This is a genomic window from Actinomyces polynesiensis (assembly GCF_000820725.1).
GTDB classification, from domain to species: Bacteria; Actinomycetota; Actinomycetes; order Actinomycetales; family Actinomycetaceae; genus Pauljensenia; species Pauljensenia polynesiensis.
The window spans coordinates 33394-49221 of the sequence record NZ_CCXH01000094.1 but is presented as its reverse complement, the minus strand read 5'-3'; the positions used below and the strand labels follow the sequence as shown (position 1 = coordinate 49221).

General features: G+C 72.2%; 10 protein-coding genes and 1 pseudogene. 7 read left to right on the top strand and 4 right to left on the bottom strand.

Annotated elements, in window-relative coordinates; all coding sequences use genetic code 11:
- Positions 1–9: 9 nt before the first annotated feature.
- Genes TA90_RS04085 through TA90_RS04070 form a run of 4 tightly spaced genes read right to left on the bottom strand, consistent with a single transcriptional unit; the run spans position 10 to position 4838 of the window.
- Entirely contained in the window at positions 10–1605 is a 1596-nt protein-coding gene (locus TA90_RS04085; protein ID WP_147513369.1) for an ABC transporter permease, read from the bottom strand.
- Positions 1602–2555 carry an ABC transporter ATP-binding protein gene (locus tag TA90_RS04080; protein ID WP_052450487.1) on the bottom strand — a complete coding sequence of 318 codons (954 nt, stop codon included), beginning with the start codon at positions 2553–2555 and terminating at the stop codon, positions 1602–1604. The genes TA90_RS04085 and TA90_RS04080 overlap by 4 nt, the downstream gene beginning before the upstream one ends.
- On the bottom strand, positions 2548–3228 hold the full coding sequence (locus TA90_RS04075; RefSeq protein ID WP_052450486.1) for a TetR/AcrR family transcriptional regulator: 681 nt from the start codon (positions 3226–3228) through the stop codon (positions 2548–2550). The genes TA90_RS04080 and TA90_RS04075 overlap by 8 nt, the downstream gene beginning before the upstream one ends.
- A gap of 47 nt (positions 3229–3275) precedes the next feature.
- Positions 3276–4838, bottom strand: coding sequence for a CCA tRNA nucleotidyltransferase (locus TA90_RS04070; RefSeq protein WP_082031413.1), 1563 nt, complete (start codon positions 4836–4838; stop codon positions 3276–3278).
- Between the two features lie 298 nt (positions 4839–5136).
- Between TA90_RS04070 and TA90_RS04065 the strand changes: the two genes are divergently transcribed.
- The 7 genes and pseudogenes from TA90_RS04065 to TA90_RS04035 all read left to right on the top strand — a co-directional run bounded on the left by TA90_RS04065 (position 5137) and on the right by TA90_RS04035 (position 15736).
- Positions 5137–5601, top strand: coding sequence for an NUDIX hydrolase (locus TA90_RS04065; protein ID WP_231550655.1), 465 nt, complete (start codon positions 5137–5139; stop codon positions 5599–5601).
- The gene (locus tag TA90_RS04060) at positions 5601–7859 is read left to right on the top strand and encodes a DUF6049 family protein (protein WP_043534727.1); all 2259 of its coding nucleotides are present in this window, start codon (positions 5601–5603) and stop codon (positions 7857–7859) included. The genes TA90_RS04065 and TA90_RS04060 overlap by 1 nt, the downstream gene beginning before the upstream one ends.
- 161 nt (positions 7860–8020) lie before the next feature.
- On the top strand, positions 8021–11863 hold the full coding sequence (locus tag TA90_RS14920) for a murein biosynthesis integral membrane protein MurJ (RefSeq protein ID WP_231550654.1): 3843 nt from the start codon (positions 8021–8023) through the stop codon (positions 11861–11863).
- Between the two features lie 30 nt (positions 11864–11893).
- A complete protein-coding gene (gene trxB, locus TA90_RS04050) occupies positions 11894–12832 on the top strand; it encodes a thioredoxin-disulfide reductase (RefSeq protein ID WP_043534726.1) in 939 nt (312 codons plus the stop codon).
- Positions 12781–13212: a thioredoxin family protein gene (locus TA90_RS14915; protein ID WP_082031409.1), complete on the top strand. Its 432-nt coding sequence runs from the start codon at positions 12781–12783 to the stop codon at positions 13210–13212. Before trxB ends, TA90_RS14915 begins: the two co-directional genes overlap by 52 nt.
- A gap of 113 nt (positions 13213–13325) precedes the next feature.
- Positions 13326–14665: pseudogene (locus TA90_RS04040) on the top strand (aminotransferase-like domain-containing protein).
- Positions 14666–14743: 78 nt separating this feature from the next.
- Positions 14744–15736 (top strand): D-alanine--D-alanine ligase family protein, encoded by a 993-nt coding sequence (locus tag TA90_RS04035; protein WP_043534725.1) that lies wholly within the window; start codon positions 14744–14746, stop codon positions 15734–15736.
- Positions 15737–15828 lie beyond the last annotated feature (92 nt).

Here is a 15828-nt window from a genome sequence, read left to right as displayed (position 1 = left end):
ATGCCCGCGTCAGCCCGTCAGGAGGTCCCTCCGGGCGGTCCCCGGACGCACCAGGAGCACCAGCACGACCACGACCGCGGCGAGGGCGAGGACGGGTGCGGGCGTGAACGCGGCCTCCGCGAGCTTCGGGGTGAGTCCCAGGGGGGAGAGGTGCCCCACCCATTCCGGCAGGCCCAGCACCGGGCCGAGCAGGAGCACGAAGGCACTCCACCCGACCATCACCCACGCCAGCGGCGCCCATCGCGGCAGCCAGGCGACCAGTGCCGCCGCGAGGGCCGGTGCGACGAGGGCGCCCGGCACGTTGACCAGGCCGGCGACCAGGAGGTCCCCCACCCAGCGCCACTCACCGAGTGCCACCACCGTGCACACGCCCATCGCGAGGGCCGCCGTGACGAGGATGACGACCGTCTCCACCGCGACCACCGCGATCCAGACGGTGACCCAGCGCGTGCGCGGGACCCCCGACACGAGCACGAGCTCGGCGCGGCCGGAGCTCTCCTCCCCGCGCAGCACCAGGACCGACGAGACGGCGAAGGCGGTGGTCATCACGACCAGGAAGCCGAGCATGTAGGTGGAGAAGGAGGCGACGAGGTCGTGGGAGGAGGTGCCCATCCACGCGGCCAGTTCAGGTGACTCCGAGAGCATGCCCTCCACGGAACGGGCCATGGACCCCGACAGGGCCGCGGTGAGCACGATGCCCGTGCCCCAGGACAGGAATGCCGGACGCAGCAGACGCCGCGCCAACCCACCGCCCGACAGCAGCGGGGGGCGGGCCACCCCGGTACCCGGGCGGGAGGGCAGGAGCCCCGAGCCCAGGTCCCGCCGGTCCGAGAGGGCAGCCGCCACCACGAGTGCCACCACCGTCGCCGCGAGGACGAGGGCCAGGGGCCACCACCGCAGGTCGGCGTACGCCCTGATCTGCTGCGCCCAGGCGAGGGGCGAGAGCCAGGAGAGCCACGAACCGGTCGAGGGCTCGAGCACGTCCCCTGCGGCGCGCACCGCGAAGGACGACCCCAGGACACCCATGGCGAGGGAGGAGGCGCCCCGTGCAGAGGGTGCCACCTGCGCCGCCACGGCTGCGACCGCTCCGAAGAGGAACCCGGTGAGCAGGCAGGACGCCCCCAGGGCCAGGGAGTCCACGACCGGGAGGTCCTGGCCGACCAGGGCGACGACCACCGCTGCGGACACCACGAGGTCGAGGGTGGCCACCGCCACGAGGGCGGCCACGGCCGGGGCGCGACGGGCGGTCACCTGGGCGCGCACCAGCTCGGTGCGGCCCGCCTCCTCGTCGGCGCGGGTGTGGCGGACCGCGCACAGCACACTGATGACGGCGACGACGACCAGGAGCATCGTGGTGAGCTCATTGGCCACCACGGGCCCGATGCCGGGCTCGTCGGCACCGAAGAGGGGCCCGGCGATGACGACGGTGCCCGGGCTGTGGGCGAGTGCCGCACGCGCCTCGAGCGCTCCCGGACCGCTGTAGGCGTCGATCACCGCGGCGACGGAGAACCACATCGTCACCAGGAAGCCGAGTCCCCACGCCACGAGCCGCACGCGGTCACGGCGCAGCGCCAGGCGCACGAGCGTCCCCACCCCGGTCATCATCGGACACCCGCCCCGGGGAGCCCGTCGTCGGCCCCGTCGTTCCCCGGCTGCGACGACCCGGAATGGGAGTCGTAGAGGCGCAGGAAGAGCTCCTCCAACGAGGGCGGGGTGACCTGCAGTCCGCGCACATGGGCAGTGGCCATCGCGTCGACCACGGAGCTCAGCGCCGCGTTGTCGACGTCGAAGTCCACGCGGTCGTCATCCACCGTCACGTTGTGGACACCCGGGAGGCCGCGCAGGCGGGCGGGGTCGATGTCGGAGGTGAGCACCACGGAGGAGCGGGTGAGGTGGCGCAGGTCCGCCAGGGTGCCGGATTCCACGTCCCTGCCGCCGCGGATGATCGTGACGCTGTGGCACAGGGCCTCGACCTCACCGAGGATGTGGCTCGACAGCAGGACGGTCCGCCCCCGGTCGCGCAGTGCCCTGACCTCCTCGGTGAAGACGGCCATCATCAGCGGGTCCAGGCCGGAGGTGGGCTCGTCGAACAGGTAGAGCTCAGCGTCGGTGAGCAGCGCCGCCACGAGGGCCACCTTCTGCCGGTTGCCCTTGGAGTAGGTGTGCGTCCTGCGTGTCGGGTCGAGCTCGAACCGTTCGAGGAGCTCGGCACGTCGCCGCCGGTCGGCCGTGGTGCGGTGCAGGCGGGTGAGGAGGTCGATGGTCTCCCCGCCCGTGAGGTTGGGCCACAGTGTGACGTCACCGGGGACGTAGGCGAGTCGCCGGTGGAGCTCGACCGCCTCGGTCCAGGGGTCCATCCCCAGGACCCGGGCGTGCCCGGAGTCGGCCCGCTGCATTCCCAGGAGGATGCGGATGGTGGTGGACTTCCCTGCCCCGTTCGGTCCGAGGAAGCCCGCCACCTCCCCGGGCCGGACGACCAGGTCCAGGCCGTCGAGCGCCTGGACGGTCCTGAAGGCCTTGCGCAGGGCACGGGTCTCGATCACGGGTTCACTCATGGGGTTCCTCCTGGGTCGACGGCGGCGTCGCCGCGTGCGGGGACAGGTCGGGGGAGAGGTGGGCCTCGAGGAGCTCGGGGCCCGTCAGCAGGCCCTGGGTGTACAGCTCGAGGAACGGCCCCGCGATGCGGCGGTGGAGCTCGTCGAGCCGGCCCGGCAGCTGGTCGAGGTCGATCCTCCCGCCGTCGGCGGGCAGCCCCAGGAGGAGCGCGCCCAGGGAGGACTCCACGAGGACGCGGGCTCGTTCGGCGGGGAAGCGGCTCGGTCGCACCGTGCCCGCCCGGACCCCCTCCTCGAGGTAGTCCGACGTGGCGGCGGCGAGGCTGTCGACGAGCCTCCCGGTCGTGGGGCCGCCCGCCTGCAGCAGACGGATGATGTAGGCGATGACCTCGGCGTACCCACCGGCGTCCCTCGACTGGTCGACGAAGGCGGAGACGCCGGTGAACGGGTCGAGGACAGCGGACTTGGCCGCCCTCGTCAGGGCCGCCACGCGCGCGTCGCAGGCCTGCCGCAGACCGGCCCTCGACCCGAAGTGGTGGAGGATCAGGGGGGCGCTCACCCCCGCGTCCGCGGCGATCACGCGCAGGGGGGCGTCCAGCCCGTCCTCACCGAAGCGACGGATCGCCGCCTCCAGGATCCGGTCCGCCGTGGAACCCCCAGGGGTTGAACGCATGTTCAACATCTTAACACGCGTTCAGTGGCGTGTGGCGGAGACGTGCGTCAGGAGCTGTGCCCCTGCTCCGCCCACCACCGTCGCAGTTCCTGCTCCGCGGCCTCCGGACCGATCGGACCCCGCTCCATGCGCAGGTCCATGAGGAATTTCCGGGCCGAGCCCACCTCCGGGCCGGGGGTGATGCCGAGGACCGCCATGATCTGGTCACCGTCGAGGTCGGGACGGATCGAGTCGAGCTCCTCGCGTTCACGCAGCGACGCGATGCGCGCCTCCAGGTCGTCGTACGCGGCGGCCAGCTGCATGGCCTTGCGCCGGTTGCGTGTCGTGCAGTCCGCACGGGTCAACCTGTTGAGCCGCTCCAGCTGGTCACCGGCGTCCGTGACGTACCGGCGCACCGCGGAGTCCGTCCAGGGCGATTCCCCGTAGCCGTGGAACCGCAGGTGCAGGCGCACCAGGAGCACCACCGCGTCGGTGGTGTGCCGGTCGAAGCGCAGGGCCTTCATGCGTCGGCGCGTGAGCTTCGCACCGACCACCTCGTGGTGGTGGAAGGAGACGGCGCCACCGGGCTCGAAGCGTCGCGTGTCGGGCTTGCCGACGTCGTGCATGATCGCCGCGAAGCGGAGCACGAAGTCGGGGGCGGGGACGGGACCGTCCGGTCCCGTCTCCAGGGCCATGGCCTGGTCGAGGACCGTGAGGGTGTGCTCGTAGACGTCCTTGTGACGGTTGTGCTCGTCGCGGGTGTCCACCAAGGCGGAGAACTCCGGGAGCACCACGTCGCAGACACCGGTGTGGACCATGAGCTCCAGGCCGCGGCGGGGGAGGGGCGAGACGATGAGCCGTTCCAGCTCCGCCCGGATGCGCTCCGCCGACACGATGTCGAGCCGGTGCGCCATGGCACCCATCGCGTCCATGACGTCCTCGTCCACGTCGATGCCGAGCTGGGCGGCGAAGCGCGCGGCGCGCATGATCCTCAGCGGGTCGTCGTCGAAGGACTGTTCGGCGGTGACCGGGGTGCGCAGGCGGCCCTCGGCGAGGTCCTCGAGGCCGTGGTGGGGATCCACCAGGACCATGCCCGGCAGGCGCATCGCCATGGCGTTGACGGTGAAGTCCCGCCGCGTGAGGTCACCCTCCAGGGTGTCCCCGTAGGTGACCTCCGGCTTGCGCGACCCGATGTCGTAGGAGTCGGTGCGGTAGGTGGTCACCTCCACCACCAGCCCGCCCCTCCGGGCCCCGATGGTGCCGAACTCGCGTCCGACGTCCCAGGTGGTGTCCCCCCAGCGGCCCAGGAGCTCCTCGGTGCGCTCCGGGCGTGCGGAGGTCGTGAGGTCGAAATCGTGGGGCGTCACACCCAGGAAGGCGTCGCGCACGGGCCCGCCGACCAGTGCGATCTCCTCGCCGGCCTCCTCGAAGACGTGCCCGAGCTCGACGACGCCGGCGGGGAGGTGGGAGAAGGCCCGTCGGGCGTTGGCGAGCAGGGTGGGTACGTCATGGGCCGTGACGGGGGCGGACGCCCCCACCGGGAGCCGGTGGACTGCGGAGGTGGCCCCGGGCACCCTGTCATCGGGAGGCGTGGAGGGGCGTGGTGCTGGGGAGGGGGCGTGGTCGGTCATCGACCCAAGCGTGCCACGTCCACCCGTGGGTGGGGAACCGGCCCCACCCCACGCCCGTCGCGCGCCACCGCTCCCCCGAGGTGCGGGGCGGGGACGGTGGGCAGGTGGCGGGAGACGGTCCTGCCCGGACCCCCCGGGGCCACGACCCCGGGGGGCTCCCCCGTCGACCGGCGTCCGACTGGTGCCGGATGGGGTTCCCTCCCCGATCGCCGCCTAGAGTGGGGACATGCCCGCCCGTTCGACCGACCGCCGCCCCGGAGTGCCCCGGCCACCGCGGAGTCACGCGTCGCTGCGGCCGATCCATGCCCACGGGTCACACCTGCCCGTCGTGGGTGAGACCTCGGCGGGGGGTCTGGTGGTGGACGTGGTCGACACCGTCCCCTACGCGGCCATCATCGCCCGGCGCAACCGGGCGGGCCGCATCGAGTGGTGCCTGCCCAAGGGCCACCTGGAGGGTGAGGAGACGGCCGAGGAGGCCGCCCTGCGGGAGGTCGCCGAGGAGACCGGGATCCACGGCCGTGTCATCCGTCACCTGGCCACCATCGACTACTGGTTCTCGGGTCCCGACCGCCGTGTCCACAAGGTCGTCCACCACTTCCTCATGGGCTACGTCTCGGGCGAGATCACCGTGGAGGGTGATCCCGACCACGAGGCCGAAGCGGCAGCCTGGATCCCCCTGGCGGACCTGGGCCGCCAGCTCGCCTACCCGAACGAACGACGCATCGTCGGACTCGCCATGGACCTCCTGTACAGGGAGGGCTGATGGGGGCGCGACACCCGGCCCCACGGCGGTGCCCCGGACCCACCCGCCGCGCCCGCAGGGTCCTCCTCGCCCTGCTCGCGGCCTGTGCACTGGTCCCCACCGCCACCGTGCTGGCACCGGTGTCCCCGGCCCTCGCCGACGACGCCTCCACCACCGACACCCGCCCCGCGGTGCTGGGGACCGAGGCGGGCTCGGACAGCTCGGGCCTCGACGTCGCGATCGAGGACCTCTCCCCGCGTGTGCTCACCACCCAGGACCACGTGGTCGTCTCCGGCACCATCACCAACACGACTGAGGGGACCCTCGAGGGGGGGATCCACATCGAGGTGCACCTGCAGTCGGTCACCCCCCTCAGCCAGGAGCAACTCACCGGCTTCCTCTCCGGGACACAGCCCTCGGGCGCCCTCGTCGCCACGACCACCCTCGACCGCCCCCTCGCGGCCGGGCAGTCCGCGGCGTTCGCCGTCACCGTCGCCACCTCCGACCTCCCCCTGGGCAGCTCCTTCGGTTGGGGCCCCCGCGGGCTCAGTGTCGACGCGAGCGTGGGGGACGCCAGCGGTCGGGACCGCACGGTGCTCGTGTGGGACTCCGGGTACGAGGTCGCGTCGACCGGCATCGGCACCCTGGTGCCCTGGACGAGCGCCTCGGGCACCGATCCCAGCGCCGAGGGCGCGACCGCCCTCGACCTCGCCGCGACCCCCGGGGTCACCCTGGCGATCGACCCCGAGGTGCTGACGGGCACGGAGGACCCGGACTCCGTGGACGGGGCCCAGTCAGGTGTGCCCCCGTCCGCACCCTCCTCCTCGCCCTCGGCGACCCCCACACCCACCGGCACCACGACCCCGGGGGCGACGGGCTCCCCGACCACGACCGCCTCCCCCACCCCCAGCGGCACCACCTCGGACGCAGGGTCGCCCACCTCGGACGCAGGGTCGCCCACCTCCGGCCAGAGCGGGGACGGCACCACGACGTCCTTCACGCGCACCCTCCTGGACACGGCTGACGAGGTGGTGGCGCTGCCGAGCTGGGACGCGGACCTCGCGGCACTGGCGATGGGCGGTTCGCAGAGCCTCCTCGACCTGGCCTCGAAGTCCCGCGACTCCTCCCTCGACCAGGGCACTGCGACGGTGGTGCGCGACGTCGTCTGGCCGACCACGCGGACCTTCGGACGCCAGGCCCTCCAGGCCTTCCCCGGCGAGACCTTCATCGCACCACCCGGATCGCTGGAACCCACCGACGAGATCTCCTTCACCTCCGTGGCGCGGGTCGAGGTGGACCCCACGACGGGGAAGTCCTCCACCCAGGGGGCCACGGACGCCACCGTGTCCGTCCTGACCTCCCGGACCGCACTGGCCGAGCTGCTCAGCTGGGAGCCGACGAGCGCGGCGGACGAGCTCGACACCGAGCAGGTCCTCACCGCCCTGTCCGCGGTCATCACCCGTGAGCTGCCCAACCAGTCGCGCACGCTCTTCGTCCCCGTCTCCCGGGGAACCACATTCGACTCCTCCCTCACCTCCCGCCTCACCGCCCTCCTCGACCAGCGCTGGGTGGCGCCGCTGTCCTTCACCGACGTCGTGGACTCCGATCCGACGGACCTCCAGCGCCAGACCGTGGCCGAGGCGCCTGCCCTCGACGACCTCACCTCCCGGGTCTTCACCTCGATCTCCGACGCCCTGTCCAGCACCGCCTCCCTGGCGGAGGCGATCCCGCAGCCGCGCGACCTCCAGGACCGCCTGGAGGACGCGGCCCTGGAGACGCTCTCGGCGACGGGCACGACCGAGGAGCGCAGTGAGCGGCTCTCCGATTTCGAGCAGCTCGTCCACTCCCTGCTCACCGCCGTGCGCGCGGAGCCCTCCGCCACGGTCAACCTCATCAACAAGTCCGCCAACTTCCCGGTCCGGGTCACCAACGACCTCCCCTGGGACGTCACGGTGGTCGTCACCCTGGAGCCCTCCGACCCCCGCCTGAGCGTCACCAGTCCCCAGACCACCACCATCCCGGCGCGGAGCACCGCCTCCGTGGACGTCCCGGTCTCCGCCATCGGGTCGGGCGACATCACGGTCGGCTACCTCGTGACGACTCCGGGGGGCCAGGTCCTCGACGACGCCCAGTCCGTCACGGTGCGCATGCGCGCCGAGTGGGAGGACATGGGCACCGCCGTGGTCGCCGGGGCGCTCGTGGTGATGCTCGTCGCAGGTGTGGCGCGCACGGTGCGCCGTAGACTTCGGGACCGTCCGGCATCCGAGGAGGAACGATGAGTGACGACCACGCGGTTCCGGCGCCCCCACCGCCCGACGCCGACGGGGCGCCGGAGGTCCCGGCATTCCCGCTGGTCCCCGGATCGCCCGCGGAACCACTCGGCGACGAGGACCTCGCGGTGGTCGGCGCGCCGCAGAAGACCTCCCTGCTGCGCTCCTCGATGGTCATGGCCTCGGGCACGATGGTCTCCCGCGTGCTCGGGTTCCTCCGCAACTTCCTCCTCCTGGCGTGCATCGGCACGGGTGCGGGCAGCGTCTCGGCCGCATTCGGGGTCGCCAACAACCTCCCCAACACCGTCTACAACCTCCTGGCGGCGGGAGTCTTCGACGCGGTCCTGGTCCCACAGATCGTGCGCGCCCTCAAGTCACGGTCGGGGAGTGTCTACGTCAACCGCCTCCTGACGCTGGCGGGCACCATCCTCTTCGGCGTGACCCTCATCGCGATGGTCCTCTCCCCCTTGCTGGTGACCCTCTTCGCCAAGGGGTACACGGGTGAGTTGCGCTCTCTGAGCATCGCCTTCACCCTGCTGTGCCTGCCCCAGATCTTCTTCTACGGGCTCTACAACCTGCTCGGGGAACTCCTCAACGCCCGGGGGATCTTCGGCCCCTACATGTGGGCACCGGTGGTCAACAACGTCGTGGGCATCGCCGGCCTCGTCGCATTCCTCCTCCTGTGGGGCGCCGCGCCCGACGACGGGATCTTCCGCGTGGAGGACTTCACCTCCGCCCAGTTCTGGGTTCTGGCGGGCTCCGCCACCATCGGCGTCGTGTTCCAGGCTCTCGTGCTGATCCTCCCCATGCGCAGGGCGGGTGTGAAGCTGCGTCCGGACTTCCACTTCCGGGGCACGTCCTTCGGGTCCGCCTCGAAGGTGGCCGGGTGGACGTTCGCGACGCTCGGCATCAGCCAGATCGGAATCCTCTCGACCTCCAACCTGGCGACGCAGGTCGACACCCACGCCGCCGGCACGAACCTCATCATGGCGGGCATCGCCTCCTACACGACGGCGTTCATGATCTACATGGTCCCGCAGTCGCTGATCTCGGTGTCACTGGCCACGGCCATCTTCACCCGCCTCGCGGACGCCGCTGCCGACCACGACGGGGAGACGGTGGCCGCGAACTACCACCAGGGCGTCCGTCTCATCACGCTGCTCTCCCTGCTCGCCGCGGCGATCCTCATGGCCGGCGCCGTCCCGATGATGCAACTGGCCCTGCCGCCGCGCACGACGCCGGAGGTGGCCCAGGCGTACTCCTGGGTCCTCCTCGCCCTGATGCCCGGGGTCGCCTCCACGGGCATGGTCCTCATGAGCCAGCGGGTGTTCTTCGCCCTGGAGGACGCACGCCCCGTGTTCCTCATGGGCATCGTGCCGACCCTGCTCCAGGTGGCCGTCGGGTGGTCGGTCTTCGCGCTGGCCGGACCCCAGTGGTGGACCGCGGGCGCGGCGCTGGGGGAGACGGCGTGCCGTCTCCTGCAGGGCTTCATCGCGGTCTTCTGGGTGGCGCGGGTGGTCCGTGAGGTCAATCCGGGCCGCATCATCGCCTCGTACCTCAAGTTCCTCATCGCCGCCGTGGCGGGGTTCCTGGTCGGCCTGGGGGTCATCTCGCTGCTCGGTCCCGTCTCCGACCCGGGGTCGCGACTCGTGCGCTACCTCATGGCCGGCTGCAAGCTCCTGGTGGTGGCCGTGGTGGTCACAGCCGTCTACGCACTCGTGCTCCGGCTCATCGATCCCGAGGACTCGGGCCAGGTCCTGCCCTCCCTCGCCCGCCGCCTCCCCCTGCCCGCCACGCTGCGCCGCGTCATGGTGGGGCGATCCGGGGGCGCGGACGGTGATAATGGGTTGACACAGGACGGGCGAGCCACGGAGGACGCAATGGAACGGGACCAGGACGGTGCCGGGCACGAGCGCGACACCGGTGCTGACGGCGATGCCGGTGCCGACAGCGGGACAGGTCCCTTTGGGACGGCCCCGACCCCCGACGAGGACGCGCTGACCTGGTCGTCCGTCGGCACGGCCTGGTCGGCGAGCGACCCGACCAACACCGGCGAGTTCCCCGTGGTCCCCCGCTTCTCCGTCCGCCGGGCCGGAAGCCCCCAGGGCACCGACCTGCCGTCCTTCGACGAGATCCTGCGCCCCACGGGGGCGACCACGCCTCCCCCGGCCCAGGACACGGCGCCCGAGCACGAGGCGGCCGAGGACCCGGACGTGAGGCATGACCGGGCGGGCACCGAGCCGCCCGCACCGCCGTCACCGCAGGGGGGAACGCCCACGTCCACCGCAGCGACACCGACCGCCGATGCGGACGCCCGTCCGCACACGGTGGGCCCGTCGCCGGAGTGGGCGCCGGCCGGGGGGACACCTCCCGACGACGACGTGACGGGAACCGCCGACGGGACCGACGGCGCCGACGTGCTCCCCGCGCCCCCGCCCCCGGGAATCCCCTTCGACCCCTCGACCTTCGCCGACACGGAGGCAGGGCCCGTCCCGTCGTCCCCCGACGGCGAGGACCGCAGTGGCCTCCCCGGTACCCCCGCGGAGCGGGACCACCCGTCCGCGACCCCCGCCGCACCGGACTCGGACACTGACGGGGTTGCGCCGGAGGACACGGGCCGGAGGGGCGAGGAGCTCCCCGCCGACCTCCCGGCACCCCCCTCGGCAGCCATTCCCACGCAACCGGTGTCCACGGAGCCGGGTGCACCCGGGGCGCCGGCGGGCGCGGGCATGCTCGCCGCCGGCACCACACTGGCGGCCACGGCGGGCCGGTCCTTCTCGAGTTGGCTGGGCAGGACCCGTCAGGCGCTCCGCAACTCGGCCACCCCCACCTCCGCCGAGCCCACCCGGCCCGACGCGGGCCCGGTCCCCTTGACGCAGGTACCGACCGGCGACGGGCCGGGGGACACCACTCCCCCGCTGCCCGGCCCGGACACCCCGACAGCGTCCCCGGCCGGGACCCCGGCTGACGGCGCACCGACCGACTCCCCTGCCACGTCCACGGGCGGCCTGCCCGACGGCGCGGTGCCCCCCGACGAGGTGGCGCCCACCCCGGAGGACGTCCCGTCCCACCCGGGCGACGACGGGCACATCCCCACGGAGGGCGGGTCCCCCGTCCTCACGGGGGACGAGGAGTCCACCACCGTCCTCGGAGCGGCCCCCGGCCCCCACCGGATCCCCGCCACACCACCGGCGGCCACACCGGGCGACGACACCTCCACACGTACCGAGGTCCTCGCGCCCACCCCCGTCACAGGCTCCGGTGCCGGGGGTGGCCGACCCCCCCAGCCGCCCTCCTCCGCGTCGGGCGCGGCACCGCGGGGCGACGGCCCCAGCGGCAGTGGTCCCGCACGCAGGAGCGGCTCGCGTGGCCGCCTCGACCCGACGGTCCCCGCCCTCGTCTTCGCCCTGGTCCTGGTCCTGGGCGGTGGCTTCTGGGGGGTGCGCACCGCACTGACGCCCATCGGCAGCGACCTCGACATCCCGAACCTGTCGGGACAGTCCGGCGAGCAGTCCGGGTCCCAGAGCGGGGAGCAGTCCGGCCAGAGCCCCGAGCCCTCGGAGTCGGAGACCCCGGTCGCGGCCCCGCAGATCGCCACGCCGACCATCTTCTCCTGGCGTGACGACGGCGGCGACAACCCCGACTCCGTCATGAACCTCATCGACGGCGATCCCACGACCCAGTGGCACTCGCGCTCCTACGACCTCAACCAGTTCCGTGAGGAACAGACCGTGACCATCCTCCTCACCCTCAAGGAGAAGGCCCTGGTCTCCGAGATCGACCTGACCATGGCCCCCGAGACCTCGGGCGGGGAGCTCGTGGTGCGCGAGGTCACCGACCCCTCCAACCCGCGCACGGGAACAGAGTTGGCGACCTCCGCGTTGAGTCCGAACACGACCATCAAACTGGCCCAGCCCACGGAGCTCTCCGCGTTGTCACTGTCGTTCAGGACGATGCCGACGGGCCCCGACGGCCAGAACTGGGCGTGGATCTACGAACTCTCCCTCAAGTGAGTTCACCGACGGACAAGGAGACCTCCTTCCATGAGTGACACCACCGTGCACGACGTCGTCATCGTCGGATCGGGCCCCGCCGGCTACACGGCGGCCATCTACTGCGCCCGGGCCGGCCTGGCGCCGGTGGTCCTGGCAGGGTCGGTGACGGCCGGCGGTGCCCTGATGACGACGACCGAGGTGGAGAACTTCCCCGGCTTCCCCGAGGGCATCATGGGGCCCGACCTCATGGAGCACATGCGCGAGCAGGCCGAGCGTTTCGGGGCCGAGGTCCGCTTCGACGACGCCACCGAGCTCGACCTCACCGGTGACGTCAAGCGCGTCCTCGTCGAGGACGAGGAGATCCTGACCCGGGCCGTGATCCTGGCCACCGGTTCGGAGTACCGGCACCTGGGCCTGGACAGTGAGGAACGCCTCTCGGGTCGCGGCGTCAGCTACTGCGCCACCTGTGACGGCTTCTTCTTCCGTGACAAGGACCTCGCCGTCATCGGCGGGGGCGACTCCGCCATGGAGGAGGCCACCTTCCTCACCCGGTTCGCCCGCAACGTCACCGTCGTGCACCGGCGCGACGCCCTGCGCGCCTCCAAGGCCATGGTGGACCGCGCCAAGGCGGACCCGAAGATCGACTTCGCCTGGAACGCTGAGGTCGCCGATGTGCTGGGTGAGGAGAACGTCGAGGGTGTGCAGCTGCGCTCCACCACCGACGGGACCCTGACCATCCTCCCCGTGGAGGGCGTGTTCGTGGCCATCGGGCACCTCCCGCGCACCGAGATCGTCCGCGGGCAGGTGGACCTGGACCCCGCCGGGTACATCAAGGTGGAGGAGCCCTCGACGCGCACCAACCTCGAGGGCGTCTTCGCCTGCGGGGACGCCGTCGACCACACCTACCGTCAGGCCATCACCGCAGCCGGCTCAGGGTGCCGCGCGGCACTCGACGCGGAGCGCTGGCTGGCCGTCCGGGGCCGGTGAGCCGACCGCTCCCGACCCCTCCCCCCGGGCCGCCACCGCAGGACCCGGCCGCCCGGCGGGGGTCCGGCGGCCTGCAGGAACCGCGCGACCTCGAGGAACGCGTGCTGACCTCCGCCGTGCCCGTCCTCCTCGCCTTCACCGCGGACTGGTGCGCACCGTGCCGGCAGATGGAACCCGTCGTGGGGGAGCTGGCCCGCGAACTCACGGGCCGGGCCCTGGTCCTCACCGTGGACGTGGGGGAGCACCCCGAGGTGGCCCGCGCCCACGGCGTGACCGCCGTGCCCTGCTACCTCGCGTGCACCGGGGGCCGTGAGACCGCCCGGCTGGTGGGCGCCCGCCCGAAGGCGGAGCTGCGCGCCCTCCTCACCCCCCGCACCTGAGGTCACCGGGTGCGGCAGCGCGCGTCGCAGGACGCCCGTGTCGGGTGGCACACTGGGGGGACGCGGCCCGTCCGGGCTGCGCCACAGCGACGGAGGAAGGTCCCGTGAGCGACATGACACGCCCCTCGGGCGGCACGCAGGGCAACAGGCTCGATCCATGGTTCGGCTCCTACGCCGAGCGAGCCCACAACCTGCGAGCTTCCGAGATCCGGGCGCTGTTCTCCGTCGTCTCACGCCCGGAGGTCGTCTCCCTGGCCGGTGGCATGCCCAACCTCAAGGACCTGCCCATCAGGGACCTCGCGGAGTCCGCCAAGCAGCTGATCCTGCGCGACGGCACCGTGGCCATGCAGTACGGCTCCGGGCAGGGCTGGGAGGTCCTGCGCGAGCGCATCACCGAGGTCATGTCCTACGACGGGATCGCGGGCGCGGACCCCGACGACGTGGTGGTGACCACCGGCTCCCAGCAGGCGCTGGACCTCATGACCGAGCTCTTCGTGGATCCCGGTGACGTGGTGCTCGCCGAGTCGCCCTCGTACGTGGGCGCCCTGGGTGTCTTCCGCGCCCGCCAGGCGGACGTCGTCCACGTGGAGATGGACCACGACGGCCTCGTCCCCGAGGCCCTGGAGACCACGATCCGCAGCTGCGCGGGCAGGGCCGCCACATCAAGCTCCTCTACACGATCCCGAACTTCCAGAACCCCGCCGGCGTGACCCTCTCCGAGGAGCGCCGTCCCGTCATCGCCGAGATCTGCATGCGCGAGGGGATCCTCATCCTCGAGGACAACCCGTACGGGCTCCTCGGGTTCCACTCCGATCCCCTGCCGGCGTTGAAGTCCTACTCCCCCGAGGGTGTCGTCTACCTGGGGTCCTTCTCGAAGATGTTCGCCCCGGGGTTCCGCATCGGATGGGCCTACGCACCCCACGCCATCCGCGACAAACTGGTCCTGGCCTCCGAGTCCGCGATCCTCTCCCCCTCGATGGTCGGCCAGATGGCCATCGGCGGGTACCTGGCGGAGTACGACTGGTACGGGCAGGTCAAGGACTTCCGCGCGATGTACCAGGAGCGCTGCGAGGCGATGCTCGGTGCACTGGCGGAGTACATGCCCGACTGCTCCTGGACCACCCCGGCGGGTGGTTTCTACACCTGGGTCACCCTCCCCGACGGGCTCGACGCCAAGTCGATGCTCCCCCGAGCCGTGCGCGGGCAGGTCGCCTACGTCTCGGGCACGGCGTTCTACTACGACGGTCGCGGTGCCGACCACATGCGCCTGTCCTTCTGCTACCCCTCCCCCGCGGAGATCCGCGAGGGCGTCCGCCGTCTCGCCGCGGTGGTCAACGCCGAGAAGGAACTGGTGGAGATGTTCGGCACGGGTGGAGCACCCACCGATGCGCCCGCGGCCACCTCTCCGCTCACGCCCCCCGAGGACCCGGGTCCGGGCCCCGATGCGGTGTGAACCCTGGTGGTCGGACACCACCGAGCCAGCCGCCCCGGACCATTCCCCCCGTCATCCACACCCCACCAGGAGCACGACATGAGCACCTCCCTGAGAGTCCTCGTCATTGCCGGCGGCCTCACCCACGAGCGCGACGTCTCGGTGCGCTCGGGGCGTCGGGTCGCCAACGTCCTCCAGCACCTCGGTCACGTGGTGCGCGTGTCCGACCTCGACTCGGGTCTGCTCCCCCTGGTCGAGGAGTTCGGCCCCGACGTCATCTGGCCGCTGGTGCACGGCTCGGTCGGGGAGGACGGTTCTCTCCAGGCCCTGCTGGAGAGCCTGGGGGTCCCCTTCGTGGGCTCCAACTCCGTGCAGGCGATGCTCGCCTCGAACAAGCCCACTGCCAAGGGCCTCGTCGCCGCCGCGGGTTTCGCGACACCGGGGTGGGTCTCACTCCCCCAGTCCCTGTTCCGCCAGCTCGGCGCCAGTGAGGTCCTCGAGGTCCTCGAGCACGACATGGAGTTCCCGGTGGTGGTCAAGCCCACCGACGGGGGCTCGGCCCTGGGCATCTCCCGTGCGGAGGACTCCGAGGACCTCCGCTCCGCGATGGTCGACGCCTTCGCCTACGGCGAGCGGGTGATGATCGAGCAGTACGTCGAGGGCCACGACATCGCGGTGTCCGTCGTCGACCTCGAGGACGGCCCCGTCGCACTCCCGCCCGTGGAGATCGTCACCGATGACGGCCACTACAACTACGACGCCCGCTACACGACCGACACCACGCAGTACTTCGTGCCCGCCCGGCTCGAAGCCGAACTCGTCGGGGCCGTCAGCGCGGCGGCGGTCGACGTCCACCGCGTGCTCGGGTTGCGACACCTCTCACGCATCGACTTCATCGTCCGGGGCTCGACGATCTGGTTCATCGACGCGAATGTCGCCCCGGGGATGACGGACACCTCGTTGTTCCCCCAGGCCGCAGAGGCGGATGGCTCCTTCGCCGACGTGTGCGCGCGCCTGGTCGCCTACGCCGCCTCGGGCGCCGGTTCCGTGCCGGTGGACGACGAGGGCGGCTCCGCGGTGCCGCTGGACTGAAGGTCGCACCGGCCGTGACCCCGGCCCTGTCCCCGGCCGGATGCCGGACACGTCCCCCGACCTGTGCGCGTCACGTGCGGATGCACCGACGG

Bases quoted from the DNA above. Each gene is read 5' to 3' on its own strand.
- TA90_RS04085 (WP_147513369.1), bottom strand. From the start codon at position 1,605: ATGATGACCGGGGTGGGGACGCTCGTGCGCCTGGCGCTGCGCCGTGAC.
- TA90_RS04080 (WP_052450487.1), bottom strand. From the start codon at position 2,555: ATGAGTGAACCCGTGATCGAGACCCGTGCCCTGCGCAAGGCCTTCAGG.
- TA90_RS04075 (WP_052450486.1), bottom strand. From the start codon at position 3,228: ATGCGTTCAACCCCTGGGGGTTCCACGGCGGACCGGATCCTGGAGGCG.
- TA90_RS04070 (WP_082031413.1), bottom strand. From the start codon at position 4,838: ATGACCGACCACGCCCCCTCCCCAGCACCACGCCCCTCCACGCCTCCC.
- TA90_RS04060 (WP_043534727.1), top strand. From the start codon at position 5,601: ATGGGGGCGCGACACCCGGCCCCACGGCGGTGCCCCGGACCCACCCGC.
- TA90_RS14920 (WP_231550654.1), top strand. From the start codon at position 8,021: ATGGTCATGGCCTCGGGCACGATGGTCTCCCGCGTGCTCGGGTTCCTC.
- trxB (WP_043534726.1), top strand. From the start codon at position 11,894: ATGAGTGACACCACCGTGCACGACGTCGTCATCGTCGGATCGGGCCCC.
- TA90_RS04035 (WP_043534725.1), top strand. From the start codon at position 14,744: ATGAGCACCTCCCTGAGAGTCCTCGTCATTGCCGGCGGCCTCACCCAC.